This is a genomic window from Ktedonospora formicarum, assembly GCF_016587355.1.
GTDB classification, from domain to species: Bacteria; Chloroflexota; Ktedonobacteria; order Ktedonobacterales; family Ktedonobacteraceae; genus Ktedonobacter; species Ktedonobacter formicarum.
Genome location: NZ_BNJF01000003.1, coordinates 974,346 through 999,236, shown reverse-complemented (window position 1 = coordinate 999,236; position 24,891 = coordinate 974,346). Strand labels below are relative to the sequence as shown.

The following is a 24,891-nucleotide window of genomic DNA, read 5'->3' as shown; positions in this document are numbered from 1 at the left end:
ACATTATCGGTGCCGTTCGATAGTGTGGGGCCTGGAGCAATCCTTGAGATAAGGCTTAACGACCAGCGACGGGGATCTTATCCACCACCGGCACGATGTTATTGAGGACTTCAAATGGCTCAGAATCAGCGATATTCTGAAGACTGAATAGGGCGTGATCGATTCCCATTTCCGCCAGGGCCGCGAACTTCTCAATGGCCTGCGCTGGGCTTACCGTGCCATTTCTGCCATCGCGAGTCAGGGCGAAAGAATCGATGGTCGTCTTCTCAATGGCTTCATAGGGGCGACCCTCAGTAGCGCAGTGCTCACGAAGAACGTTTAGCTTGTGAGCCACAACGTCCGCGCCGAGGCGCAACGTGAAGTTACAGGCATCGCCATACTTCGCAACCAGGCGCAGAGTTTTCTTCTCGCCCGCGCCGCCAATCAGGATCGGGGGGTGTGACTTTTGCACAGACTGGGGCGAGTTGAGGGGCCGTTGAAGTTGATAATGCTTGCCCTCAAATGGAGTCTCGTCCCCCGCCCACATTTGATGCGCGATCTGCAATGTCTCCTCCAGGCGCTCAAAACGCTCCTTCAGAGGTGGGAAAGGGACACCCAACCCTTGATGCTCTTCCTCGTTCCAGGCCGCGCCAACCCCGAAGTATGCTCGACCCTTCGACAGAACATCCAGCGTGGTCGCGGTCTTTACCAGCAAACCAGGATGACGATATGTGATGCCAGTGACCATCGTACCAAGTTTGATCTGCTTTGTGCGACCAGCCGCAAATGCTAGAGCGCTCCATCCTTCAAGCATCTCCTGCTCAGGCGGACCAAAGACCGCGATCTGGAAAAAATGGTCCATCACCCAAAAACTATACAGTCCAACCTGCTCGGCCCTTTCAGCGATGAGGCCAAACGTGTCGCCCAGGTGTTCCTGACCTTGCGGAAATGTAAAAACCGGAACCTGTAATCCTAATTTCATGAAAGTATGCCTCTCCTAATTAGTAGTTTGTAGGACACCGGCAGGTTTTGGACCTGTCGTTCTTCACTCATAGGCAGCAGTCTACACCTTAGAGTGCGCTCAAAGTCAATAGGGATGATAGCCAATTTGAGAAATTCCATACAAATTGTCTCATAGAGGTTCAGTATGCCAGAAAACTCCAAATCACCACTCCCTTAGAAATTTAATTCACAGCCTCACATCTCTTGAGTGTCGGCTAAGTAATCACGGTCGCGACGGCAGTTGTTCCTTTCACTATCTTGCAGCACAAGATACGATGTGCTATACTTCGCTTCAGTATAATGTACTGCAAGATAGTGAAAGGAAGACCTTCGTGGAGGCACACTTGACCCAATTGCTCAAGGGCACGTTGGATATGTGTCTGCTAGCCACCATTGCTCAGAGGCCCTGTTATGGCTACGAGATGGTCCAACGCCTGGCCCAGCAAGGGCTCTCGCTGGTGAGTGAAGGCAGTATTTATCCTCTTCTCAGCCGTCTGCAACAGCGTGGCTACCTGGAAGGATATCTTGTCCCCTCAACGGATGGCCCTCCGCGCAAATATTATCGTCTTCTCCCCAAAGGAGCCGAACAACTGGCTGAGTGGCAGGCTGAGTGGGACAGCTTTGCCCAGGCCGTTTCACAGATTTTGAAAGGAGCACACGCTGATGTTGATCCTCGATCAGCCCATCCGCAGCCAGATCTCCGACCTCGGTGAGGCATGTGGGAGGTACTGGGAGCTGCGAGGGATTGCCCAGGAGCACAGCAATGAGATGCGACTGGAATTAGAGCACCACCTTTTCCAGGCAGCGATGGATGGAAAATCTCTGGAAATTGTTGTTGGTCCCAATCCTGCCGCCTTTGCCGAAGCCTGGGCCAGAGAAATGCATCCCCATGCCTTGCGAGGAGGAATTCTACTCTTGCCTGGACTGGTCTATGCCTTGAGTATCATCAGCACCACAGCCATTGTGGAGCCCCTGTTTGCCCACACCTCTTCCTTTACCTTGACCCTCTTCAGCGCTTTTGTGCTTGGAGGCAGTGGGTTGGCGGCACTCTTGCTTCCGCTGGCAGGATTCCTCGCGGTGCGCATGAGAACCAGGGCGCAACGGAGCATGCTGTTGGCTGCCGTTTTCGTCCTGGTGGCGCTGGTTGCTCGTTTGGTGGGGGTGCGGGTGAACTGGAGCACGACTCTGCTATCCTGGAACTGGCCGTTGACGTTCTTGTTCGTCACCCTGGCGGTGGGGCTGGCTTCCCTGGAGTGCTGGCGGCGAGCCTCCCATGAGCGAATGTCCTCTGGTCGTCGGGGGACGTTGTGGCGCTTTATGCTGACATTGGCAAGCAGTGTTGTCCTGTTTGACCTGTTTCTGGGTGTGAGCAGCATGGTCTTCTTCAACGCCTGTGAGTTTGCATGCAAGATGCTTTGACTGAAATTGAGGGGAAGCCGAAGAGCGGTGTTCCCCTGGCGAAAGAGTGTGAACGATGGAACGTATCTCAATTCCTCTTGCGTTTCTCATCAATTGGGGATGGATTCAAATCGATCCATACATCCATCTGAATATTAACCCGGTCCTCTTCTCCGTGGGTCCGCTGGCTGTGCGTTGGTATGGGCTGATGTATGTTGTCGCCATTGTGATGGGCCTCTGGTTGATTCGCAAGTATACCGAGCGCCAGGGCCTCAAAGAAGAAAAGATCTATCGGATGCTCTGGTGGTGCATCGTGGCTGGTATTGTTGGCGGGCGTCTCTATTTTGTCATCCAGCAGCCCAATCTGGTGCAGGATTACCTTCTGAAACCCCAGCGTATCCTGGCAACCTGGGAAGGCGGCATGGCGTTTTACGGTGCGGTTTTTCTGATCGTGCCGGTGCTGTTCTGGCGAGCCCTGAAAGAGCGGCTAAATCCCCTGGTGGTGCTTGATGCAGGCGCTCTCTTTGCCGCGTGCGCCCAGCCATTCGCGCGAATCGGTAATCTCATTAATGGCGATATCATTGGCTATCCCAGCACGTTTCCCTGGTCTACGGTGTATGATAATCCAGCCAGTTGGGCGTGTCAGAATCTGGAAGCAGGCACCTGCCATGTCCCGGTACAACCGGCTGCCGCTTACGAGATCCTGTTCAACCTTCTCCTGATTGGAATACTTCTGCTGCTGGCCCGATGGTATCGCCGCCCCGGTACGCGTTTGCTCATCTATCTGGGTGGCTATGCCATTACCCAGTTTCTGGCCTTCTTTGCCCGTGCGAATGCCATCGTGCCTCTTTTTACGCTGGATTGGGGGCTCAAGCAAGCCCAATGGACCTCGCTCATTGTCTTGCTGCTCTTGATCCCACTGACGTTGTGGATGAGGCATTGGCGTTTTGCTCAGCCTATTCCGGACGGGGAGATTCCCGCAACCTACGGCATGCCCCAAGCGAAGCACAAAGCGGCGCGAGCAAATATCGAGGAGAAGACCGCCAACGTTTCCCACCTGGAGTAGCGTGCCTATTATAAGTACCTTGACTTAGAGCGCACTCTAAGCTATATGATAGTGCATAGGAAAGTGACGCCTTAGCCATTGCTCTCAGCGATAGTTAAACGGGAGAAAGGTATTATGCTAGAAAAGCCGCAGAATATAGAGGGTGGTTTAACGATCCAGCAGATGGCGGAGTTAACCGGGCTAACTCCTCACACTCTGCGCTATTATGAGCGCGCGGGCTTGATGCAAATTCAGGTTGGGCGCGACGATGCCAATGGTTATCGCCTGTATACCCAGGAGCATGTCAATTGGATTCACTTTATTAAGTGCCTGCGTGCCACAGGCATGCCTATACGCGACATCAAGCGCTATACCATGCTTCTCCATCAGGGGGAACAGACCATGCCCGAACGTATGGCTCTGCTCAAGCAACATCAGGATCGCATTGAGGAACATCTGAGGGAAACTGAGCGCTATTCTACCGCCATCCGCGCCAAAATAGACCTCTACGAGCGCCGCATGGCAGATGTTGAGCATGGTGAGTACGGTATTGTGGGAGGGGGTAGCGCAGGAGAGCACGGCGCAGTCTAAAGCGCTGCGCTTCCGTTCTGGCAGAACTAGATACATGCGTCTACCTATGGATTAAGACCCACCTGTACTAATAGTCATTTGGGAATGAACGGAGAAGAGGTTGGTCGCGGCCTGCCGTGTAGGCAGAGCGACCAACCTCCCCTGTGCGCAACAGCCAGGAACGTCATGCTTTGGGCACCAGCCCGTAGCCTCCCGCCGCCAGGGCGAAGGCGGTGGGCTTCTCTCCAGGTTTGACGAGGTTGAAACCCACCCCTATACCCATGAGTCCCGGAGGGACGACGTCCTTCATCAGCTCGATCTGGTGTGACCCCTTCTGCACCTCGACGAAGCCAGTCAGCCAGAGCCCGAAGGCGCGCCCCGAGTCAATCAGGTGGCGCGGGGCATACAGCCGTTCCTCGTGCAGGAGGCACTCCAGGCCCAGCAGTAGATCCTTCTCGCGCAGAACAGAGACGGCCTTGTGCCCCACTTTGGAAAGCTCCTTGGGTTTCTGGTACGGGTCCGGGAGCGTGAGCTCCACCAGCCCCTGGAGCAACCCCTGTGCGAGCAGAACCGCAGCCGCCTCATGGGCAGCCTTGATGCGGTCAATCTTCTCCTGAGACCAGCTCAGCGGGAACTCTTCCCTGGGGAAATCTGCCGGCATGGCAGTTCCTCTCTACGAGACTGTTGATAACTGGAAATTCTCTTGCATGAGATGCAACGAGAGGCGAAAAGGCCGCCTCGCGCAACCACACCAACAGAGGATTCCAGTTCTTTTTAGACCATATTATTATAGCATAATACTGGCCTTATCTTAACAGGCATTGTCCGTGGTCCTCCTATAAGGACCAATAAGTCTGACCTCGAACAATGTGTTGTACGCGCTACATGCTAGAACTGGCTCTGTCCATATGCGTTCGCTTTTTGCTGTTCGCGATATGCCTCCAGGTTAGCGGAGAGAACAGGTTGCATGTAATGATATAGAGGGAGCTTTCCAGCGCTTACACCAGTGTACTGAAAAAAGCCTGAGATATAGATGCCACAAATAAAAAGGAAGACATAGCCAACCAGACGAACCCAAAATACCCAGCCCTGGCTCGCGAGAGGGAAGAGAGGGCTAAAAAAGACATTAATTGCCAGCCCGATAAGGAAGGTAATCAGCGCGATCAGGAGCAAATTGAGACGCCTGCTCTTACGCGCTTGTAGGCTAGCTACCTGAAAATTGAGTTCTTTCTGGCAAGTTGGACAGAGTAACGTGACAGGCTCGCTGGCGGTAGCGACTGGCGCGATAGGTAGGACATATGAGTTTCTACTTCCTGGGGGAGCATAAGAACTTCCTGGCTGTGCATCATTGTGCGCTATCGCCACCAGGACCGTTCCATCAGGCAGCGTTTCCCGCAAGCCATTTCTTCTCCACAAAATATACTTGACCACCGCCAGAACCAGTAAAAGCCCGGCTACGATGAAGAAGAAGCCAGTAACTACATTGAAAAATCCTAATGTATTCCCTAGACCGATTAAGCCACAAGAGGCTCCCATGAGAACCCAGAGAGCAGCATACAGGAACACCCTCCGAGGTCCGCTTACAAATGCAGTAATTATGCCGTTGATGGTCCCTTTAATCGCACGTGCAGGATTGGCGACAAACATAGAGTACCTCTCAATAAATATTTATTATGCATCATATTATACTCAGTTATAAGATAATGGTAAATATTGAATTCCTACAAATACCTGATAAAGCTTTTTCCTGGTTGGGCACACTCCTAACGTGGAAGTGCGCCCGATTGTCTTATATAATTATGCTGTAGCTATCGCGCTCTGCTCCTCTACAGCTTTGATAAGGGCTAGCACCAGGGCGCGCAGATTCGCTCGCGTCTCCTCATCCTGCAAATTTCCATCGGCGTCGAACTTCTCCCAGGCTTTAACGATATGCACCACAGGCTGTTCCAACACATTGACACCGAAGCGACCAAGCGCCAGGCGTAATTGAGCCTGAGCACTCGCGGTCCCGCCTCCGGCACCAGCCCCGGTGATGATTGTCGGCTTACCCCGCAACGGTGAAGTCTCTCTGGGACGTGATACCCAGTCGAGAGCATTCTTGAGCACGCCGGGCATACCGCCGTTAAACTCTGGTGTCACAATGAGAGCTCCGTCCGCTTGCCGTATCCGCGCCTTGAAAGCGCTTACAGCCTCTGGCTCGTTGGCCTCCAGATCCATGTTATAGTAAGGCAATTCTTCTGGCGCGAGGACCTCAAACTCGACCCCCTCTGGCAACATCTCGCGCACTTCGCGTAAGATTCCCTTGTTCAATGACTTCTCGCGTAAGCTTCCCGTAAAGGCCACAATCAACATACTCTTCTCCTTCTCACTACCCCGGACCCACCGAGGTTATATTTTGTTGCATGTCCAAGTATTTGCATAAAAAAAAGAAACTTTACGTTTCTGTGTCTGAGGCATCTAGTAGATAGAAAGGGGCTATCCTTCTTCCAGATTAGCTGCGACAGTCGAGAGCAGGCGATGCAGCAGTAGTCGTTCAGGCTCGCTCAATCCCTTGATGAGCATGGCTTCGGTATCGAGCCATACCTGGCGTGCCGGTACACATAGTTCACGCCCCCGTTCGGTCAAATGGACGCGTGAGGCGCGAGCGTCCTCTGCGTCGGGGCAACGCTCGACCAATCCGGCTCGCTCCATACGTTGCACGACCTTGCTGATCGTTGAGAGATCCAGGTTATGTTTACGCGCAAGCATCGAGAGGGTCATCCCTCCCTTGTCCTCAAGTGTAAGTAACAACAACTCCTGACCTGCGTGCAGCCCCACCTGCCTGAGCATGCAGTCACCCACGCGATGATGGGCTCTCGTTGCCCGCACCAGTTGCCCACTGATAAGATGCCCAACCTGTTCAAGATCCACGTTTGTGCCGCCTTTGATTACTTGGATGCCCACATAATAACTGGCTTACCCGACTAACGTCAAGTGGGATGGTGTCTATATTTAGCAGCATTGTTCTGCTGCGACACCATCCCTTTTTCATTTAGCGGACATGGCGCTTTAGCCTGCGCCATTTACTTTCGGCCAAATCCAGGGTTACTACCGGGATTTGGCGGGCCTTGGGTAGGTTGCCGCTGGGGCTGCTGGGGGGAAAGTTTTTGCAGACCGAGGGCATAGACCAAGGGCAAAATCTCTGGAATATTCCGGCAAGAGGCTGGAAGCTGGAACGCGGCACCGCGCCGCACACGCTCAACCTCCTGGCTCAAATCATCAAGCGCGATCTTCATTTGCTCAATATAGCGAGTCGATTGCCCCTGCTTCATCAGACGATCAGCCAGCAGATTCAAGCTGCCGGTCAAATCCCAGAGCACTCCCTGCTTGAGCTGGGCGCGCGCGCGCAAATTGCCATTTGCCAGGCTGGTCTGAACTGCCTTCAGGTGGGCGATGCCCTCCTCTAGCTCAATATTGCGCTCCGTGATTAATCGGGCCTGCTGCTCAATCTGTTTGATGGATTGTGCCTGTAAGGCTGCCAACCGCTCGTTGTCACGAATGGTAAGAATCTGACGCAGAACGACCAGAGCCACAACAATGATCGTCACGATCATAAAGACCGGGCGAATACTAACCTGCCCCGCATCCAAGGAGAGCACATTGACAGCCAGTGCTATGAATAGCAGCGCGATCAGCGCGTATGGGATAAGTTGTGCCAACCCCAGGCTCCTGCGCTCTAGAGTCCTCTGCTGCCTCTTTCCCAAAACTTCTTCCGAGGTCATAGGAAGGGCATAACGCAGATAGCCAGCCATAGCGATAGTGACCAGTCCGATAGGCCAGAGATAATCGGGCAAATTTCCATTTGCCAATTTCTCCGCCTGCTGCTCCAGATTAAAAAGGAAATCTCCAGAGGAGAAGAAGCATAACCCAATCCCGAGTGTGAAGAGACTATAGCGCCGGGCCATTGCCTGATATACACGCCCCTGACCCCGTAGTAACAAGAAAATAAGGCAACTAATCAGAGCGACATCGGTTGTAGGATAATATAGACCTAGAAACTTGCTCAAACCCGTCGTCTCGGGGTCCTGTGCCAGTGCACCCAGAAGCAGATACCAGCCGATAGCCAGCAGCGCGCCCATCGCGATTAAGCTATCAAGAAAAACGAGAAAGCGCTTCTGCTTATCGTCACCCGGCGATGGCAGCAAGAGAAAGCCGACAAAACAGCAGATTGGGAGCCAGACATAGCCGAGATCGGCGTACGAGGGAAACTGGTCTACGCCGGTCGCCTCATTATAGCGCCAGACGGCCTCGCCGCAGCCCCACAGGATCAAGCCGAGCCCGACTAAAAACCAGGCCCCACGCTCATTTTGTAGCCAGGGCTCTTGTTCCCACCCACCCTTTTTAGGTTGCCTGAGAGCAAACACACAGGTAAGCAGGCCCCCAAGCAATGACGTGGTGAGCTGAATATAGCGATAGGACTCACCGAACGGATGGAAGAAGACGTAAGCGACAATGAGTAGATTGATCCCTAGAAAGAGAAATATGATTCTACGTACTTGCTCAGGCATAATTAGATATAGAATCTCCTTCCTTAGAGTGCCCCATGCAGGTATCGTGACTTTGTACCCCTTGAGAAATTCTCGTCATCAGCGCTTGTTTGTTGCGCAATAGAAGTGTGGTGGAACTGATACAGCGATATCAGTTCCACCACACTTCTATTGCGCAGCATTCGGGCATTGCTCCCAGTCTAATGACAGCTTACTCAATTATTGACTGCGGTTCGAGCCATCATAGACGAGTCTGTCTATACCCTATGCTCTTGCGAAGCGCTTACGCGCCGATAAATCTCCTACCTGAAGAGGTACATATTCTTACGTCTTATGCGAAAACCTGAGTATGTTGTTTTTCGCATAAGACCTTAAAAATTACATACATATATTAAATAAGAATGCCTGCACACTGGGCAACAGTGGGAGAAGCACTTCCTATTTTTACCTACTTTTATTGTACGGGCAAATGTTTTATTGTACAAGTGTTTCGCACTTTTGGGGCTTAATCCCTCTTTTTCCTACCTGAATCTCCTACTCCCAACACACCTGTTCGTCCTATATCCCCTACTCACACCTCTAAACGCCCATACAGGATAGCAAAACGCGGAAGGGGGAGCCGCCCGCAGGCGACTCCCCCTTCCTCATTGCACGTCAGGGACGGCTACACCAGCCTTCCCAGCTGGTTGAAGAGCCGTATTTCCGGGTTGAGGTCCTCCTGGTGCAGGCGCTCCACCAGGACTTCATAGAGGTGGTTGCCTCTCTCGGTGCCCGAGATGAACGACCCCACCAGGTAGTCCCCCTCACGACTGACCTCGATCCTGAAGTCCGGGGGAAGGCCTCCGAGAAGGACTTCCCCTTCTGGAGGGACTCCTTGATCGCGCTCACCAGGCTCTCCACCAGCTCGACGTCCTCCGGCGTGATCGGGCCGTTGTTGTTCCTGTCACTCATCCTTGCCTTCTTCCTGCTCGGGCAGGCGATCAAGATAGACCACCTGGAGGATGGAACTTCGTCCAGAGCCTCATAAACCACTCGCCCCTTCCGGGTGCGAATAGCAAGTGAAGATCTGGCACAGGCATACCATGAGCGTATCCCTATTTTATGCAATGATGATTCTCTATTAGATTAGAGTCGCATGCGACGACTCCCTTTATCTCCCCAATCTCCGCGTGCTTTCAACATGCGATCAGTTCAGGTGATAAAGCCTCCCAGAGGCGAACCAGACCTCTTGGAAGGATATTATTGCAGAGCATAAGCATAAAACATTCTATGCTGAAAAGCAAGGAGCGTTTTTCAAAGTTCAGGCATGGGATACCTCATGCTATGCCTTCACATCCGCGTTATTCGACGCGAAGGATCAGATGCGCGGGATCGTCAACCAGTTCGGTGACCTCACCTACGCGGCGGAAGGGCACCTCGTCTTGCTCCGAGAGCTTGGACCAGAGCGCGGGATCGATGGAAGCGAAGAGTCCCCGGAAGTCTGAGGATCAAAGAGGATCGCGCGCGTATAGGGCGCGAGCCGCTCGCTGATTCGGGTATAGCTGCCTACGGAACGCTCATTGCGCGCCGTTCCACCTGGGATGGTGCCCTTTTCGGCGTAATAGTGTGCATTGGGAAGCAAGGGAAGGGACTCAAAGTCGAAGCGCATACTTGTCCGGCTCTGAGTCGCCATTTCCCAGGCATGCCCAAGCAGGCTGAAGCCCGTGATATCTGTCGCGGCATGCACCAGGGGGCCAGCCTCGACCAGCAGTTCACTGGCGCGCCGGTTAAGCGTTGTCATGGAGGTAATCGCCGCCGCCATATCCTCCTCGCGCACAACGCCGCGCTTCTGAGCAGTGGTCATCAAACCCGTTCCCAGCGGCTTACTCAAGATCAGGATATCGCCAGGCTTCGCGCCTCCCTTGGTCAGCAGGTGTTCAGGATCAGCCATCCCGGTCACGGCGAGGCCATACTTTGGCTCCTCATCGGCGATAGAATGTCCACCCGCGATGGCTCCTCCTGCCTGCTCGACAATATCCATCCCGCCGCGCAATACTTCGCTCAGGATCGCCGTATCCAGTCCTTCAGGCCATGCCACAAGGTTGATCGCCATTAGTACCCGTCCACCCATCGCGTAGACATCGCTCAGGGCGTTGGCGGCGGCGATTCGACCAAAGGTATAGGGATCGTCCACTACTGGCGGAAAGAAGTCGGCGGTACTGATGATGGCTTGCCGCTCGTTGACCTTGTAGACGGCGGCATCGTCTATCGCCCCTAACCCGATCAGCAGATTCTCTGGCACATTCCGCTGGCGCAGGGGACGCACCACCTGCGCCAGGATATCCGCCCCAATCTTCGCCGCGCACCCCGCGCAACTCGCAAGCTCAGTTAGCCTCACAGGCTGCTCTATACTCATAAAATATTGCTCCTTACATGGACCAGTCATATTGTCAGCAAGCGCAAGACGCTCGCGATACCATATTGTGAATCTGACATGGGTATGCTCCCGCTATGCGCCTCACAACCCATATCACAGTAAACCACATCGGCCCAGAATGTGCCAATAGACCACATTTAACCGATGTATACGGAACGCACAATACCTGGGAGGGGTAGTGTAGGCTTCCTACCCTCGCTCTCAATATTTGCCACCAACTAGGTTGTAATACTATCTAGATTGTGTTACTATCTAGATATGAACACAGAAAGAAGAACGCAGTGGCTGCGCGGAGTTCTCGACCTCTGTGTCCTGGGAGTGCTTGCCAATGGCGAATACTATGGATACGCCATCACGCAAAGACTGGAACAAGCGGGACTGGGGCATATCAAGGGGGGAACTCTCTATCCACTCCTGGCGCGCCTGGAAGAGGCAGGCCTGGTCACAAACCGGTGGGCTGTCGGCGAACAAGGGCCAGGGCGCAAATATTACGCCCTGACTGAGCAGGGTCAACGGACCTTCGAGGAGCAAGCGGGAGAGTGGATGCTTTTCTCTAAGCATGTTGTGAATCTGATCGATCAAAAAGGAGAGGAATAGCATGATGCATGATGCCTATATTGAGGAACTTTCGGCCTGTTTACAGCGCTACGGCCTGGAAAGCAAACAGATTAGTGAGATCGTCGCTGAAGTTGAGAGTCACATAGCCGAGAGTGGGGAGTCACCACTTGAGGCATTTGGGCCGCCAGAGGCATACGCGGAAGAGCGCGTGATGGCCCATGAGCGAACTGCCGGGGGGAAGACTCAGTATCGCACCTTTCGCGCGACAGCCTTCGACGAGATGGGTATTCTGAGAGAGGCGGGGAAGGCTGGTTGGGAACTCCTCGACGTTGCCGCCTTGGCGCTCTACTGTCAACGCCCGTGGGACCTTAAGGAGGCTCGTAAATGGGAATATGTGCGCCGTGTTGGACTCAACCGTAACGCCATTATTCAGGAGATGATGGCGGAGCAATGGGAGCCTTGTGGAAACTGGACGCCGTTCCACTACTTCAAACGTCCACTCAAGGGAACAATCGAACTCTAAAGGGCTCTCTATAAATAGGCGCGGCGCTTCGGTCCGCGCCGGACTCACAGCTAGAAAATGTAACAATTAGATGTTTCCCTCGTCTCTAGATATTGCATACAAATGCGGTGATATATGGTAACATATACCCGGCGCGAGAGAGAATAATGAGAGGAGGGAATGCTCATGCTAAGCATCAGGCAGATAAAGCCAGAAGAAGTTGACGAATTGCATGAGCTGTTACGCAAGTGTGGGGAGGATATGCGCGATCGCTTCGGCCTCTCTCATTGGGTACCTCCTTATCCTCTGGATCAGATGCGTGAGTCCACCGTGAACCAGCGCGTCTACGCCGTTGAGGGCGAGACGGGATTGGTCGCGACGTTTACGCTCGATACCCAGGCTCCTCCCTATTATCGCCCCGATATCTGGGAGGAGCCGAATGCCCAGGCCATCTACCTGCATCGCCTGGCTGTGCTACCTGCTCTGCAAGGGCAAGGCATTGGCTCATGGTGCCTCAAGAGTATAGAAACACATGCCCTGACCGAGAACTATGACGCTATCCGGCTTGATGCCTTCGCTCCACATCGCACATTACTCAAATTCTACCGTAAGGCGAACTACCATTGGCGAGCCACGCTCACGATCCAGATTCCGCGTCGGGGCAGCAACGATATCGCCTGCTTTGAGAAGACTCGCCGCGACTTCGCGGGACCCAGGTCATGACCCTGATCATGGATTTTGAATGTCAGGCAAAAAACATTATAGTAAAGGGGTGGCTATGGATCTTGCTCACTATACAGAGGTGATCGCGCGTGAATTTCCGGAGCTTGAAGTCAGGACGGCGCGACCGATTACGGCTGGTTGGGATAGCTTTGTGCTGGACGTCAATGATGAACTGATCTTCCGCTTTCCTCTGCGCGCCGACGTGATGGTACGACTCTCGTTGGAGAGGCGCTTGCTTCCCGCGCTTGAACCATATCTCTCGACGCCCATTCCCCATTTTCTCTATTTTGGTCAGGACAGCGATAGCTACCCCTTTGTGGGGTATCGCAAGATAGACGGCGTGCCCCTGATCGCGTCCAGCGCGCTCACACCCCCGCGCCTCGACGCGCTTGCCCCCGCCATCGCGACCTTCCTGAGCGAACTACATAGCTTTCCCCTCGCCAACGCGACTGGTTTTGAGGAGCGCTCACCCGCTCAATGGCAGGAGGTATGGCGACAGGATTACCGCGAGCGCTATGATGACCTACGCGCTAAGGTCTTCTCCCTGCTCGACGAGCGATTACGCGAGGGGGCACGCGCGCTATGGGAGGGCTTTCTAGACGATGATGCCAATTTCCTCTTCCAGCCTGTCCTGATCCATCGTGATCTTGGCTGTGAGCACATCTTCTGTGACCCTGAGCGCGGCACCGTGACCGGTGTTATCGACTGGGGTGATGTCTCGATTGGAGATGCCGCGCTGGACTTCGTGGGGCTACATTGGGGGCATGGTTGGGCCTTTGTCGAGCTCGTGCTTGCTCACTACAAGAGCTTGCCTGACGCGACATTCTGGCGGCGTATGGATTTCTATCTTCGCTATGCTCCCTACTCTGAGTTGCTCTATGGTGTGTATAGCCAGAAATCAGATTTTATCGAGCGTGGTATCCAGGGCCTTCGCAACCAGTTCAAGAAGTAAATCTGGAAGCGGTAAGCAGAACCGAAATAAAGAGCCTGCCATATGTGTTCTCTTCAATAAGATTTACAACATTGAAATGGTCATAGGAGAAGCGTATAACATGCCAGATATTCAGAAGCCCGCGCATGTGGCCGAGTTGATTCGTACGCAGCGTGCTACACGGCAGTATAGCCAGCGGGAAGTACCCGAAGAGGATATCCGCACCATTTTAAATGCGGGCCGCAGAGCCCAAAGCTCAAGAAACCTGCAACGCTGGTATTTCATTGTTGTGCGTGATCGCGAGAGGCTACGCAGGCTCGCGGAAGGCGGGAAGTACGCGGAGCATGTGCGCGATGCCGCCTTCGCTATCGCGCTCGTCACTTCGGACGGCGGGTCTGCCGAGTTCGACCTGGGGCAGGCAGCCGCATACCTGCAACTTGCAGCATGGGATCTGGGGATTGGCTCGTGCGTTACCTCGATGCATTATCCAGAGAAGGCCAGAGAGGCCCTCGGGGTTCCCGCTGATCAGAACTTGAATGTGGTCCTTTCGTTTGGTTATCCCGCGCCTCGTGAGAATGTTCAGCCTCCTAAGAAGAATGGGCGCAAGCCATTTGATGAGGTGGTGCGCTGGGAAAGCTGGTCCTAGCGTTTACCACGAAAGCAGAGGCCCGCGCGCTCTACGCGGGGCCTCTGCTTCTTTTTATTGTTTTGGCGTTTCGGGTGTAGCGAGTGTGTGCCAGAGGTAATGCGTGGCGTAGCCGCGCCAGGGCCGCCAGGACTCGGCGCGGGCCGCGATATGTTTCGGGCTGGCAGGCAGATCGTGTCGCTCGAAGGCGCGGCGTAATCCCAGGTCCGTGACGGGGAAGGCATCGGGATCGCCAAGGGCGCGCATTGCGATATACGATGCCGTCCAGGGTCCTACGCCAGGTAGCGCCTGAAGCCGGGTAACGGTCTGCTCACGGTCCGCGCCCCGGTCGAGCATAATCTCGCCTGTCTGTATGGTGCGAGCCAGGGCTTTGAGTGCCTCTATCCGCGAAGTTGTGATACCCAGGCCGTCCAGGCTACCCGCAAGCAATTGCTCTGGCGTTGGGAAGTAGTGCGTAAGCGTGCCGCCCTCTTCTGGCAGGCTCTCGCCACAGGCTTTGACCACGCGTCCAGCAAGCGTCCGAGCCCCCGCGACCGAGACCTGTTGTCCAAGGATGGCGCGAACCGCGAGTTCAAAGCCATCAAAGGCCCCAGGGATGCGTAAGCCCGGATTCGCCTCGACAAGCGGCGCGAGTAGTGAATCCGCCCCCAGAATCGTCGAGATGGCGGCGGGATCAGCGTCCAGATCGAAGAGGTTGCGGCAACGCTGGACGATAGTATTCAGATCTTCCAGGGTGTCGAGCGTGAGGCGAATCTGGATGGCGTTCGCCTCCGGGTGCGGGGTCAATTCGATAATACCCCGCGAGCGAGACAAAGCCACACTTCGGCGATAGCGACCATCCACGACCTCTTCTACGCCGGGAAGTGCTCGCTTCCCCAGGTAGTCGAGGAGCGGTTCGGCGCTGAAGGGGGGGCGATAGTGCAGGCGCAATGTCAGCTTGCCGCCACTGCTCCCGGCGACAATCCTGCGACGACGAAATTCCGAGGGCGCGCAGTGAAAGAGTTCGCGCATCGTGTCATTAAACTGGCGCACGCTGGCGAAGCCCGCGCTAAAGGCAATCTCAGTCAGGGGCAAGTCCGTCTGGTCGATGAGCAGGCGCGCGACCTGTCCCCGGCGACTGCGTGCCAGGGCGAGGGGGCCGACGCCGACCTCGGCTGTAAGCTCGCGGTGAATATGGCGCTCGCTGACCGCCAGACGACTCGCCAGACCTGCCACGCCTTCGTTATCCACCACACCATCCGCGATCAGGCGCAGGGCGCGAGCCACAAGGTCGGCGCGCACATTCCAATCGGGCGAGCCGGGACTGGCCTCTGGATGGCAGCGCCGGCAAGCGCGGAAGCCTGCGGCCTCAGCCGCCGCCGCGCTGGTATAAAAGCGCACATTCCGGGCCTGGGGAGTCGGCGCGGGACAGATCGGACGACAATAGATGCCCGTTGAAGTAACCGCCGTGAAGAAGCGACCGTCGAAGCGCGAGTCCCGACTGAGGAGCGCGCGATAGCGCAGATCAAAGTCTGTGTCGTTGACACTCGGTATATTAGCTGCTTGCATATGCCTCATCCTTGGAAATTATACGACGATCAGTGGTCCAGGCCCAGTCCAGCAAACACAGCGCAGGCACAAGCCCCGCGCCAACATATGTTGCCTGTATCATACTCCATCTATGTCCTGATGACTAGCGGATTTCGGACATGCACATCATTTAGCCCTATGCAAGCTTATGCTAACAGCTCATTCTTCTTTCAAAAAGCGCGCAGGGCGCGACCATCTGGTCGCGCCCTGCGCCTGTGCTCCACATCACACATCGTGGCGGTCGCGGACCCCTCCGACGTTCATGACCTGAGTTTTGGCACACTTGAAGCACGCCAGTTGCGGGTCATGCGACGACTTCGCCTTCCGAGGAAGCCATTCCTTGAAGGCGTTTCGCGCCTGCCATTCGGCATATTCCCACGGGAGGGTGAGCCTCCACGTCGTGTCGTCTTTGATCTGTCGCGGGTCGGCATCACACTCGGCGACGACGACGATGTCCGGCGCCACCAGGAGGCGGACCGTGCGGTCGCCGTCGCTCCCTCGCCAGTTCAGTTCCGCGAGGATGCCTATGTGGCCGCTCTCGGGCCAGACCTTCACCGTATACCACGTGTTCGGGTGTTGAACAACGTGGAGGCGTTGATGATGACTCCTCGCCCCGACCTCGTGTACGGGAGGTTCTCATTTCCCCTTCCCCTGGGGTTCAGGTCGAGGTAGAGCGAGTTGCCCACCGCGACGAGGATGAGACCGTCGCCCACCTTCAAGGCATGGCCCTGTCCCTGCCGGGTGTTGACGGGCGCGTAAGTGGTCTGGGACAGGCCCGTGAAGGGCCGCCAGCGCTCCTTGCTGATGCTGCCCAGCAGGTGCCTGTAGGCGCATTCCTCGTTGGGAAAGACCTCTGCGGGCATCTTGAAGCCAGTCATTACGACTGTATTCCTTCCGATCGGGCTGTTATGGATGTGGTGCGGGTTGTCCTCCGGAGGGAGGACAAGATGTATCCAGAACTCATTCTTGAGATGCTGCGATAGGAAGTTCCTCGCGCAAACTCACGACAAGAGCCATCCCTTTGCAGGTCACTCATTAAGGCAACCCAGCAATGTTTCCATTCGGCCTTGCTAGTGTCGCATGGCGAGTGGAGAACATCTTCCAGGCGGGAATGCTGGACTTCACCTGGAACGATCTTCATTGGGCCAGGCTGATGATCAGTAAGAACCTGTTAATGCTCCTCTAGTGTACCTGAACTGCACTTGAAAGTAAATATATTTCTTCCCTGTACCGCCCTGAAACAAGCGCATGCCAGGAGCTATTTCTCCCTACAAAAGCGCGCAGGGCGCGGCCAGATGGCCGTGCCCTGCGTGTGCGCTCCACATCACTCACTGCGTGCGGAAGACCCCGCTGACGCACAGAGTGTCAGCGTTGGCGCATGTGAAGTGTGCCAGTCGCGGGTCTTTCCGCACCTCCACGTTCAGAGGAATCTCGCCCGGGAAGGTGCGTCGCACTTGCTCGTAGCCTTCCTGCGAAGAGAGCGTGAGCTTCCCCGGCGTTTGATCGCCGCTGTACGTGGAGGCCTTCCGACACTCGACGACGGCGGCGACGTTCTCTGCTATCAGGAGGCGGACCGTGTGGTCGCCGTTCTCCCACCAGTACAGCTGAGCGACGAAGCCCTCGGGGCTGTCGCACATCTCCGCACGATAGCTCGCCTGGGTCCCTTCGCGCTTTGGGAAGTTGTTGGCGCGTACACCCTGTCCCGAGTTCTTGCGCGGAAGGCCCTCTCCCACGGCGTTCAGGTCGAGGTAGAGGCACCTGCCCGAAGCGGGGGCGATGAGGGCGAGCCACATGTCACCGACCTTCAGGATGTGGGCCTGCCCTTCTCGGGTATCGAAGGGCGCAAGGGAGGTCCACTCCATGCCCTTGATGGGTTCCCAGCGTTCCTTGCGAACCCCGCCATTGCTCAGCAGGTCGCTGAGGGCAGGATGCTCGGCCGTCTGGAATTTGATGCCAGTCACGGTATGCCTTTCGGTCGTGATCGGTTACGGATGTGGTGCGGTTTGTCCCTTGAAGAGGGACAAGGCTATCCAGAACTCGTGCTTGAGATGCTGCGATAGGGAAGTCCTCGCGCAAACTCACGGCAAGAGCTATCCCTTACAGGTCATTCATAAAGGCGACCCGTAATGCTTCCACTCAGCCTTGCGGGCGAGTAGAGAACATCTTCCAGGCGGGAATGCTGGACTTCACCTGGAAACAATCTTCATTTGGGGCAGGTTGATGATCAGTAAAACCTGTTAAAGCTTCTCTAGTATAACTGAAGGGCGTTTGAAAACATATTTGATTTTGTCCCTATAGAATCCCAAAAGTGACCTATACCAACAACCCCTTTTCCTTCAGGTAATCGAAGATAATCTGGTCAACGGGTGAGGTTCGGGCGCGGTCGGTGTAGCTGAGCCAGACGACCTCTTCGATCTCAGAGGCTGCTTGTAGCTCTCCGCTAAACTGAGCGCTATAGCAGCGCATTTGCACGATCATGCCTTCGGCTTTCCCGTGGGCCTGGGCCTCGAACTGCCCCACAAATTCTATTGTCTCTGGTAGAATATCAACCGTAAGCTCCTCTTTTATCTCGCGGATTAGTGTCTCCTGATCCGTCTCCGCTCCTTCGCGCTTGCCCCCTGGTAGATAATATGTATCCTTCCCCTTTGAACGTGTGCTTAAAATACGTCCACCCACAATATATATGAGCGCCAATTTATCGATAATGCCTTGCATTGTTTATTCTCCCTCAAAGAAATAGTTGGGCTATTTATATGAACAAGGCTACTAGATCTCAGCTCCAAAAGCAAGCTAGCCAGCCCTGTCAACACAGCCTGAGATGAGAGCCTTTGACGATATTGTCCGAAAACCGCCAGCGCGAACCTATGCGATGCGCTATGATAAACCTACGGAACAAGAAAGTGGTACATGTGTAGCCGCGTCGCTTCAGCAGCGGCACCAAAGAAAGAGAAGGAGTATCATGAAGCGCTTGCATGTAGATACGCTGGAATCAGAGATTGGAACGATAGTACTGGTAGAGGATGGGGGACAACTCTGCTCGCTTGACTTCTCGGATTACGAGCAGCGCATGATGCTGCTCCTGAAGCGGCGCTATGGCTCCGTAAGTCTGGAAACACTCGCTGATCCACATGGCTTTACCAGTAAGGTTCGCCGCTATCTGGATGGCGACCTGTCGAGCCTGGACGATATACCCGTCAACACAGGTGGCACGCACTTCCAGCAGCAGGTATGGCAGGCATTGCGCACGATTCCTGTCGGGAGTACCTGGACCTACGGTGCGCTCGCGGCAACGCTTGGCAAGCCTACCGCCTCTCGCGCCGTTGGTCGCACAAATGGGCTGAACCCTGTGGCGATTGTCCTGCCATGTCATCGCGTCGTAGGTGCCGATGCCTCGCTTACAGGCTACGCGGGCGGGCTGGAGCGTAAACGCTGGCTCCTTCAACACGAAGGTTATGCCCTCTAGGATCTTATGCGAAAAACAATGTTGCGTGAGTAGTGGGTCGCGTTGGTGTGTTCAGGTTTTCAGAAAAAAGAGTAGGCCGAAGCCGCCGAAAGCGGGTAGTCACCTTGATGACTACCCGCTTTCGGCGATCTGGATGGATTGCCTGAACTTAATCGTGAGCAGCATCACAGCGGGAATAGGCATAAGTATGCTAAACTCTGCGCTAAAAAAGAAAAGGTGGTCGAGAAAACTCTATGCCTCTTGCAGTTAAGGCGACTCCAGTTCAACTCTCACGTCGCACTGCCCTTGCAGGGCTATGGTCGGCTGGTACGCTTGCGGTCGCGGGCTATGGATTCTGGCAATATGCCCACGAAATTTCTCAGCGTTTTACCGGGCTTCAAGCCTGGCAGTATATCTGGTCAAGAGATAGCAAATATATCGCGCTTCATACAAGCATGCAAGGCCGTGTCAAGCTGTGGGATGTGCGACGTAGGGCAATAGTATACACGCTCGCCGATACAAACGTAAATGGCGTGACCTGGTCGCCAGATGGGCGCTATCTAGCGACGACCGCCGAGGGGACCGGGCAGATTCAGATATGGAACGCCATTACTGGTCGTGCTTCGCGTACGCTTCCTCTTAACATTAAACGATTCTATCCACAAGATATTGCCTGGTCATCTGATGGGCAGCGTATTTATGTCAGTGGCAGTGATTACAATGACCGCACGGTGATGGCGCGAGCCATTGACGTTGTTACAGGTGAAGGGCTTGCCATGTATACAGGGGATGGTAAGATGCAGCAGCTCTATGCCGCGCTCAATCTCTCGCCAGATGGACGCTATCTCTCTGGGGTTGCTGACCCCGAAGAGTTCAATGATAGCGATGCTAGAGCCATTTATATCTGGGAATGCGCTACGGCTCGACGTGTTGCGACCTACCGCGTTACCTTTGATCTCCCCTATATAAATAATAAGTATGCGGGGGCGATGTGGCTTGGTGGGAGCGAGCGGTTTGTGATCGCGAATTTTGGAATGAAGGCGGCTCAAATATTTGAAGTGAAAGAACGACTACCTGTCCTGAGCTATAAAGAGCACGAGTTCAGTTTGGAGGCCGTCGCCTCCTCTCCGAGCGGTGAGTATGTCGCCTCGGCTGGTTATCGAGGTGATTTGCGTATCTGGCATGCACGAACCGGTGAAACCGTCAAGGTATTCGCTCACTTACCCAGCAGCATTATCACGCTCTCCTGGTCACCAGATGCTCGCTACTTGGTAGCGTGCCTCAACGACGGCGAGACCCGGCTGTGGGACATGACCGCGCAACAGGGATTATTTGGTCCCGTTTTACGGTAAGGAGGCCTATTATGGTCACAACTATCAAGAATCCTCAATCAAGCTCGTCCATGAAGGTACGTTTTGGTGCGCATCTAGGACTCATAACCTTGAACCTTGTCGCCCTCTGGTTGAGAGGGAAGTTCCTATGGGAGAAGCGGACCGAGGTCAATGGCTTCACCATCGCGACTTTCGGGCTTCTGCTTTTCTCGCTGGGCATCCTGATTTATGCCTATTCTCTCAGGCGAGCGTACCAAAAGCGTTTGGCGGGCAGACGCGAACAGGCTTGCCAACCTGATAACACCCTTCCTCTGCTCGCCATCATTGAGCAGGCGGAGAGCGAGCCCTTCACGTTAAAGATACTCCCATACAATGGGCGCTTAATGGCAAAGCGCTTTCTTTTCACGCTCCTATGTATGCTTCTCTTTCTTCCTGAACTGCTGTCAGGTGTGGATATAGCAAACATCAGTAATTTTTCGACTATCATTATCATTTTGGGTTTCTTCACGCCCTTCGCGTTTCTAATCTCACTCATCGTGTTGCCTCACAGGCCCTCGCCGATGCTTGTCTATGATGAGGAAGGCGTGCTCTATAATGGGTTTCGTCTACAGCAGCGGATTGCATGGGGAGATATGACGCTCTTCGCAGTTACTGGTCCAGCATATGGCGCATGGTTGTATTACGAATTGCATAGCGCCGAAGAGTGCATCAGTTGGCGTGCGTTGAAGCGTCCGCGCGATATAGCATACGCTAAGAGTATGGACCGATTGGTCGCGAGCATTGCCGCGAGTGCTCAACTTCCGTTGTATGATCTACGCGACACAGAGCTTATATTTTAAAAACTAGAGGGTCGTGAGCGGAAGGTGATAGAAACGAGCGGCGGCAAGGCCACGCTCATGGTTATCATAAGACCCGAAGGTAATCTCTGGCCCCTCGCCAAAGACGAAATCGCCTACTATCTGGAAGCCAGCCTTGGTAATACCGCGCTCTGAAGCTTCGTTGTCAGGTTTAAAGCCAATCCAGAAGCGGTCAGCATCAAGGAGTTCCTGAAGGATGATAGTCTGAAGCAAATGAGGGTAGATGCCACGCCCACGCCACTCCGGTAAGGTCTGAAAATCCCAGAGATAGCGCTCGCGTGGTGAGATGGGGAAGCGAAGTTGTAGTTCCCTGATGCTCCCCTCACGCGTGGCAACCCAGCCATAGCCGGCTGGGGTTTCATCCATGTAAGCTAGATAGAAGAAATGCCCCTGGTCGAAGCGCCGTTCAATCTCTTCATTTGTCAGTTGATTCATACGCGCGATAGTGCCTTTATCGGTGCTGATACCCGCCGAGAAGGAGGGCAGTGTCGAGAGTTGGGGAAGAGTGTCGCCACGCCACCAGGTTCCTAAAGCCATAGTCAGATAGACTCCTTTTCATGATTCTCAGGCATTATTCAATTGTAATCCTACCCATATACTCCGCAATAAACTATATATATGAGTATACTGGTAGTATACACCCAAAATCATTTCATCGCAGAGATTTGCGTAACGGCTCGGCATTTCCAGTTTAATGCTGTATTGATACGAGAAAGTGGCAACCCTCTTCACAGAGTTTCAAAGTTTGCACTGGAATAAAGGATTGTTGTGGGTTTCCTTGAATAAGAGGAAACATCATTCTGATGGTTGTAACTATAGAAAATGAGGGGCACAAATGGACTGTGTATTCATATGCAAAGCATCAAGTTGCCAGGTCTGACCAGTCCCCTTCGATGCCTGTCGACAATGCCTGCCTCTACTTGCTATGCAAACCCACCCAATCGGTCGTCAATCTCGCGTACCGCTTATGCCTCGCCTGAACTCGCTACGCCTATTTACCTCGATACTTACCTACGATGCGGCTAACCTCGTCGAGGGGAAGGGCATAGACTGTGCGCCCTCGATTGCCAACCATGGTTTCGGCGGCGGTAAGGGCGTTCAGGATGGCTTCTTCAGTCGCTTCAGCGACAGCCTCGATGAGGGGGTCCATGAAGTCGTGGGGAGCATTCGCAGGTCGATAGGGCCTTGCGCGCCGAAGGGGAGGTGGTTTCCAGTGGCGAAGGCCAGAAAGATGTCGCCGCTTCCATTAAAGCCCATGCCACCGACGCGCGCGAGTCCTACCGTGGCACGGCGCGCGAGGCGCTGGCACTGGACCGCGATCAGGGGGGCATCCGTGGCGACAATGATGATGATTGAGCCTCCCTTGGGCGGCTCGATCCAGGGACTCGCGACCAGCGAGTAGTCAAGCTCGCGCCCAACGGGGACACCGTCGATGGAGAGGTGGCGACGGTTGCCGTAATTGCTCTGGACGAGTACGCCAACGGTATAGCTGTCGTGTGGGTACTTCACGACTCGCGAGGAGGTTCCGATGCCTCCTTTAAACTCATGGCAGATCATACCCGTACCACCGCCAACATTTCCCTCTTCCACCGCGCCACCGTGCGCGTTCTGGAGCGCCTGGAAGGCATGCTCCTTTGTGACGTGGAAGGCGTCAATATCGTTGAGCCAGCCGTCCCAGGTTTCTGCTACGACTGGCAGGCTCCCGGTCCAGGTTGATGCGATAGATGGCGGGACGGCGAATCTCGCGGCTTCCTCAATGGGGTAGGCACAGAGCGCGTCGCGTACGATGCCGACCGAACCAGTATTAGTAATGCCAATGGGCGTATGGATCAAGCCTGCCTCCGTGATCCAGGGCAAGCCAGTCATCTCGCCGCAGCCATTGAAGCTGAAATAACCCGCGAAGGCATGGTCAGCCCAGATCCCTCCATCACGCGGTACGATCATCGTTACCCCGGTCCGGGCCGTTCGCCCCTCATCGGAGATGATCGTCTCATGCCCAACCAGTACACCCGGCACATCGGTTATGGCGTTGTAGGTCCCGGTGGGATAGGTGCCAATCGTAATACCCAGGTCGCGTATACGCGCTCTTGTCATTGTGGTCTGCTCCTCTTCTCTCATCAAGCCAGCTTGCAAGTATGTATAAAAGAGTATATTGTTCACATTTTTCCCAAACTGCCTGCTACCCCATCTCGGGACATTGTACAACACACCTTAGCTCGTGGTACCCCTCTGGAAGCGGCCCGTATATACTATACAGTCAGGCGCTACCTGTGTTATGCTCTATGGAGCAAGCGTTCGGTCAGGTAGAAAGTCCTCCTTTATAGAACTCCCCTTTCCAGGCGTGCAGCGAGCAGGTATTTTGAAGCATAGAAAGAGAATGAGCAGAGATGATTCAAGATGACGTATTGATCCATGATTGGCATGCGCTCGCGCGTTCCGAGGATGTCGTGGCGGCTGGTAAGCCAGTGGCGGCGCGCCTGCTTGGCGAGGATCTGGTATTGTGGCGCAGTAAGGATGGTGTCATCCATGCCTGGCGCGACCTCTGCATCCATCGCGGTGCCAAGCTCTCACTGGGCAAGACATCAGGTGAGACGCTAGCCTGCCCCTACCACGGCTGGGTCTATGACGTAGAGGGCCACTGTATCCGCTTTCCCGCCCATCCCGAGCAGAATCCGCCCGCCAAGGCTCATGCCAAAGTCTACCAGGCACGCGAGCGCTATAATACTATCTGGGTCTCACTCGGTCAGCCTGAGCACGATATTCCCGCCTTCCCTGAATGGGATGACGCCGCGTTTAAGGCTGTCGTATGCGGCCCATACAAAGTACATGCCGGTGGGCCGCGCCTTATTGAGAATTTCTTGGATGTCGCGCACTTCCCCTTTGTCCATGAGGGCAGCCTGGGCGATCCCGAGCATACCGCGCTCTCGGACTACACCGTTGATGTTACACCTGACGAAATCGTAGCCAACGACATCAAGGTCTGGCAGCCTGATCCTCTGGGCGTAGGCTATGGCGCGTATATGCATTATGTCTACAAGGTCTTGCGTCCCCTCACGGCTTACCTCGCCAAGCGGGACGAAGGCTCCTCCGGCCTGGCCCTGCTCTTCTCCATCACCCCTGTTGAAGAGGATCACTCTCTGGCCTGGACCTATGAGGCGACCACGACGAAAGAGGAATCCGACGAAGAAATCATCAAATTCCAGGAGAGCATTCTTATGGAGGACATTCCCGTCGTTGAGTCCCAGCGGCCCGAACTCCTGCCCCTGGACCTCCAGGCTGAGCTTCACTTACGCTCCGACCGCCTCTCCATCGCTTATCGCCGCTGGCTCCGTGAGAAGGGTGTCACCTTCGGCACCGCGTAAACAGCAGGCAAGCGGTATATTGGGAGGGAGCTCC

General features: G+C 54.7%; 28 protein-coding genes and 1 pseudogene. 18 read left to right on the top strand and 11 right to left on the bottom strand.

Annotation, left to right across the window (positions count from 1 at the left end; translation table 11 throughout):
• Window positions 1-55 precede the first annotated feature (55 nt).
• Complete coding sequence (locus K3T82_RS31055) at window positions 56-961, bottom strand: LLM class F420-dependent oxidoreductase (RefSeq protein ID WP_220197392.1); 906 nt, start codon at window positions 959-961, stop codon at window positions 56-58.
• 352 nt (window positions 962-1,313) lie between these two features.
• Between K3T82_RS31055 and K3T82_RS31050 the strand changes: the two genes are divergently transcribed.
• The 4 genes from K3T82_RS31050 (at window position 1,314) to K3T82_RS31035 (ending at window position 4,015) form a co-directional block, all read left to right on the top strand.
• Complete coding sequence (locus K3T82_RS31050; RefSeq protein WP_220197391.1) at window positions 1,314-1,694, top strand: PadR family transcriptional regulator; 381 nt, start codon at window positions 1,314-1,316, stop codon at window positions 1,692-1,694.
• Window positions 1,645-2,400, top strand: coding sequence for a hypothetical protein (locus K3T82_RS31045; RefSeq protein WP_220197390.1), 756 nt, complete (start codon window positions 1,645-1,647; stop codon window positions 2,398-2,400). Before K3T82_RS31050 ends, K3T82_RS31045 begins: the two co-directional genes overlap by 50 nt.
• A 55-nt stretch (window positions 2,401-2,455) precedes the next feature.
• A complete protein-coding gene (gene lgt, locus K3T82_RS31040) occupies window positions 2,456-3,445 on the top strand; it encodes a prolipoprotein diacylglyceryl transferase (RefSeq protein WP_220197389.1) in 990 nt (329 codons plus the stop codon).
• 114 nt (window positions 3,446-3,559) lie between these two features.
• Window positions 3,560-4,015, top strand: coding sequence for a MerR family transcriptional regulator (locus K3T82_RS31035; RefSeq protein ID WP_220197388.1), 456 nt, complete (start codon window positions 3,560-3,562; stop codon window positions 4,013-4,015).
• Window positions 4,016-4,178: 163 nt separating this feature from the next.
• Here the strand turns inward: K3T82_RS31035 and K3T82_RS31030 are convergent, their stop codons facing one another.
• The 5 genes from K3T82_RS31030 to K3T82_RS31010 all read right to left on the bottom strand — a co-directional run bounded on the left by K3T82_RS31030 (window position 4,179) and on the right by K3T82_RS31010 (window position 8,541).
• Entirely contained in the window at window positions 4,179-4,655 is a 477-nt protein-coding gene (locus K3T82_RS31030) for a hypothetical protein (RefSeq protein WP_220197387.1), read from the bottom strand.
• A gap of 227 nt (window positions 4,656-4,882) precedes the next feature.
• On the bottom strand, window positions 4,883-5,641 hold the full coding sequence (locus K3T82_RS31025; protein WP_220197386.1) for a hypothetical protein: 759 nt from the start codon (window positions 5,639-5,641) through the stop codon (window positions 4,883-4,885).
• Window positions 5,642-5,791: 150 nt separating this feature from the next.
• Complete coding sequence (locus tag K3T82_RS31020) at window positions 5,792-6,346, bottom strand: NADPH-dependent FMN reductase (protein ID WP_220197385.1); 555 nt, start codon at window positions 6,344-6,346, stop codon at window positions 5,792-5,794.
• Between the two features lie 123 nt (window positions 6,347-6,469).
• Complete coding sequence (locus K3T82_RS31015; protein ID WP_220197384.1) at window positions 6,470-6,904, bottom strand: MarR family winged helix-turn-helix transcriptional regulator; 435 nt, start codon at window positions 6,902-6,904, stop codon at window positions 6,470-6,472.
• Window positions 6,905-7,056: 152 nt separating this feature from the next.
• Window positions 7,057-8,541: a hypothetical protein gene (locus tag K3T82_RS31010; protein ID WP_220197383.1), complete on the bottom strand. Its 1,485-nt coding sequence runs from the start codon at window positions 8,539-8,541 to the stop codon at window positions 7,057-7,059.
• A gap of 700 nt (window positions 8,542-9,241) precedes the next feature.
• Between K3T82_RS31010 and K3T82_RS31005 the strand changes: the two genes are divergently transcribed.
• Complete coding sequence (locus tag K3T82_RS31005; protein ID WP_220197382.1) at window positions 9,242-9,547, top strand: hypothetical protein; 306 nt, start codon at window positions 9,242-9,244, stop codon at window positions 9,545-9,547.
• A 369-nt stretch (window positions 9,548-9,916) separates the two neighbouring features.
• Here the strand turns inward: K3T82_RS31005 and selD are convergent, their stop codons facing one another.
• A complete protein-coding gene (selD, locus tag K3T82_RS31000; RefSeq protein ID WP_220197381.1) occupies window positions 9,917-10,915 on the bottom strand; it encodes a selenide, water dikinase SelD in 999 nt (332 codons plus the stop codon).
• A gap of 279 nt (window positions 10,916-11,194) precedes the next feature.
• On the opposite strand from selD, the gene K3T82_RS30995 reads away from it, so the two are divergent.
• The 5 genes from K3T82_RS30995 (at window position 11,195) to K3T82_RS30975 (ending at window position 14,296) form a co-directional block, all read left to right on the top strand.
• Complete coding sequence (locus K3T82_RS30995; protein WP_220197380.1) at window positions 11,195-11,533, top strand: PadR family transcriptional regulator; 339 nt, start codon at window positions 11,195-11,197, stop codon at window positions 11,531-11,533.
• A 1-nt stretch (window position 11,534) separates the two neighbouring features.
• A complete protein-coding gene (locus K3T82_RS30990) occupies window positions 11,535-12,017 on the top strand; it encodes an HAAS signaling domain-containing protein (RefSeq protein ID WP_220197379.1) in 483 nt (160 codons plus the stop codon).
• Window positions 12,018-12,182: 165 nt separating this feature from the next.
• Window positions 12,183-12,719 (top strand): GNAT family N-acetyltransferase, encoded by a 537-nt coding sequence (locus tag K3T82_RS30985; protein ID WP_220197378.1) that lies wholly within the window; start codon window positions 12,183-12,185, stop codon window positions 12,717-12,719.
• Between the two features lie 55 nt (window positions 12,720-12,774).
• Window positions 12,775-13,671, top strand: coding sequence for a phosphotransferase family protein (locus tag K3T82_RS30980; protein ID WP_220197377.1), 897 nt, complete (start codon window positions 12,775-12,777; stop codon window positions 13,669-13,671).
• A 100-nt stretch (window positions 13,672-13,771) separates the two neighbouring features.
• Entirely contained in the window at window positions 13,772-14,296 is a 525-nt protein-coding gene (locus K3T82_RS30975) for a nitroreductase family protein (protein ID WP_220197376.1), read from the top strand.
• Window positions 14,297-14,350: 54 nt separating this feature from the next.
• On the opposite strand, the gene K3T82_RS30970 is transcribed toward K3T82_RS30975, so the two are convergent.
• Window positions 14,351-15,844, bottom strand: a complete 1,494-nt coding sequence (locus K3T82_RS30970; protein WP_220197375.1) for a DNA-3-methyladenine glycosylase 2 — start codon at window positions 15,842-15,844, stop codon at window positions 14,351-14,353.
• Between K3T82_RS30970 and K3T82_RS30965 the strand changes: the two genes are divergently transcribed.
• From K3T82_RS30965 to K3T82_RS30955, 4 genes are all read left to right on the top strand, one after another.
• Window positions 15,845-16,537 (top strand): hypothetical protein, encoded by a 693-nt coding sequence (locus tag K3T82_RS30965; protein ID WP_220197374.1) that lies wholly within the window; start codon window positions 15,845-15,847, stop codon window positions 16,535-16,537. It begins immediately after the preceding gene.
• Between the two features lie 50 nt (window positions 16,538-16,587).
• Window positions 16,588-16,848: a hypothetical protein gene (locus K3T82_RS30960; protein ID WP_220197373.1), complete on the top strand. Its 261-nt coding sequence runs from the start codon at window positions 16,588-16,590 to the stop codon at window positions 16,846-16,848.
• A 68-nt stretch (window positions 16,849-16,916) separates the two neighbouring features.
• The gene (locus tag K3T82_RS49290) at window positions 16,917-17,051 is read left to right on the top strand and encodes a hypothetical protein (protein WP_268886690.1); all 135 of its coding nucleotides are present in this window, start codon (window positions 16,917-16,919) and stop codon (window positions 17,049-17,051) included.
• Between the two features lie 109 nt (window positions 17,052-17,160).
• Window positions 17,161-17,925, top strand: a complete 765-nt coding sequence (locus K3T82_RS30955) for a hypothetical protein (RefSeq protein WP_220197372.1) — start codon at window positions 17,161-17,163, stop codon at window positions 17,923-17,925.
• Window positions 17,926-18,178: 253 nt separating this feature from the next.
• Here K3T82_RS30955 and K3T82_RS30950 read toward each other — a convergent pair whose 3' ends face one another.
• Window positions 18,179-18,580, bottom strand: a complete 402-nt coding sequence (locus K3T82_RS30950; protein WP_220197371.1) for an NUDIX hydrolase — start codon at window positions 18,578-18,580, stop codon at window positions 18,179-18,181.
• Between the two features lie 244 nt (window positions 18,581-18,824).
• Here K3T82_RS30950 and K3T82_RS30945 point away from each other — a divergent pair, with 244 nt between their 5' ends.
• The 3 genes from K3T82_RS30945 to K3T82_RS30935 all read left to right on the top strand — a co-directional run bounded on the left by K3T82_RS30945 (window position 18,825) and on the right by K3T82_RS30935 (window position 21,477).
• On the top strand, window positions 18,825-19,328 hold the full coding sequence (locus K3T82_RS30945) for a methylated-DNA--[protein]-cysteine S-methyltransferase (protein WP_220197370.1): 504 nt from the start codon (window positions 18,825-18,827) through the stop codon (window positions 19,326-19,328).
• Between the two features lie 233 nt (window positions 19,329-19,561).
• Window positions 19,562-20,659: a WD40 repeat domain-containing protein gene (locus K3T82_RS30940; RefSeq protein WP_220197369.1), complete on the top strand. Its 1,098-nt coding sequence runs from the start codon at window positions 19,562-19,564 to the stop codon at window positions 20,657-20,659.
• An 11-nt stretch (window positions 20,660-20,670) separates the two neighbouring features.
• Complete coding sequence (locus K3T82_RS30935; RefSeq protein ID WP_220197368.1) at window positions 20,671-21,477, top strand: hypothetical protein; 807 nt, start codon at window positions 20,671-20,673, stop codon at window positions 21,475-21,477.
• Window positions 21,478-21,480: 3 nt separating this feature from the next.
• Here the strand turns inward: K3T82_RS30935 and K3T82_RS30930 are convergent, their stop codons facing one another.
• Window positions 21,481-22,032, bottom strand: a complete 552-nt coding sequence (locus K3T82_RS30930; RefSeq protein WP_220197367.1) for a GNAT family N-acetyltransferase — start codon at window positions 22,030-22,032, stop codon at window positions 21,481-21,483.
• Window positions 22,033-22,486: 454 nt separating this feature from the next.
• A pseudogene (locus K3T82_RS30920) lies at window positions 22,487-23,589 on the bottom strand (DmpA family aminopeptidase).
• Window positions 23,590-23,882: 293 nt separating this feature from the next.
• On the opposite strand from K3T82_RS30920, the gene K3T82_RS30915 reads away from it, so the two are divergent.
• A complete protein-coding gene (locus K3T82_RS30915; protein ID WP_220197364.1) occupies window positions 23,883-24,857 on the top strand; it encodes an aromatic ring-hydroxylating dioxygenase subunit alpha in 975 nt (324 codons plus the stop codon).
• Window positions 24,858-24,891 lie beyond the last annotated feature (34 nt).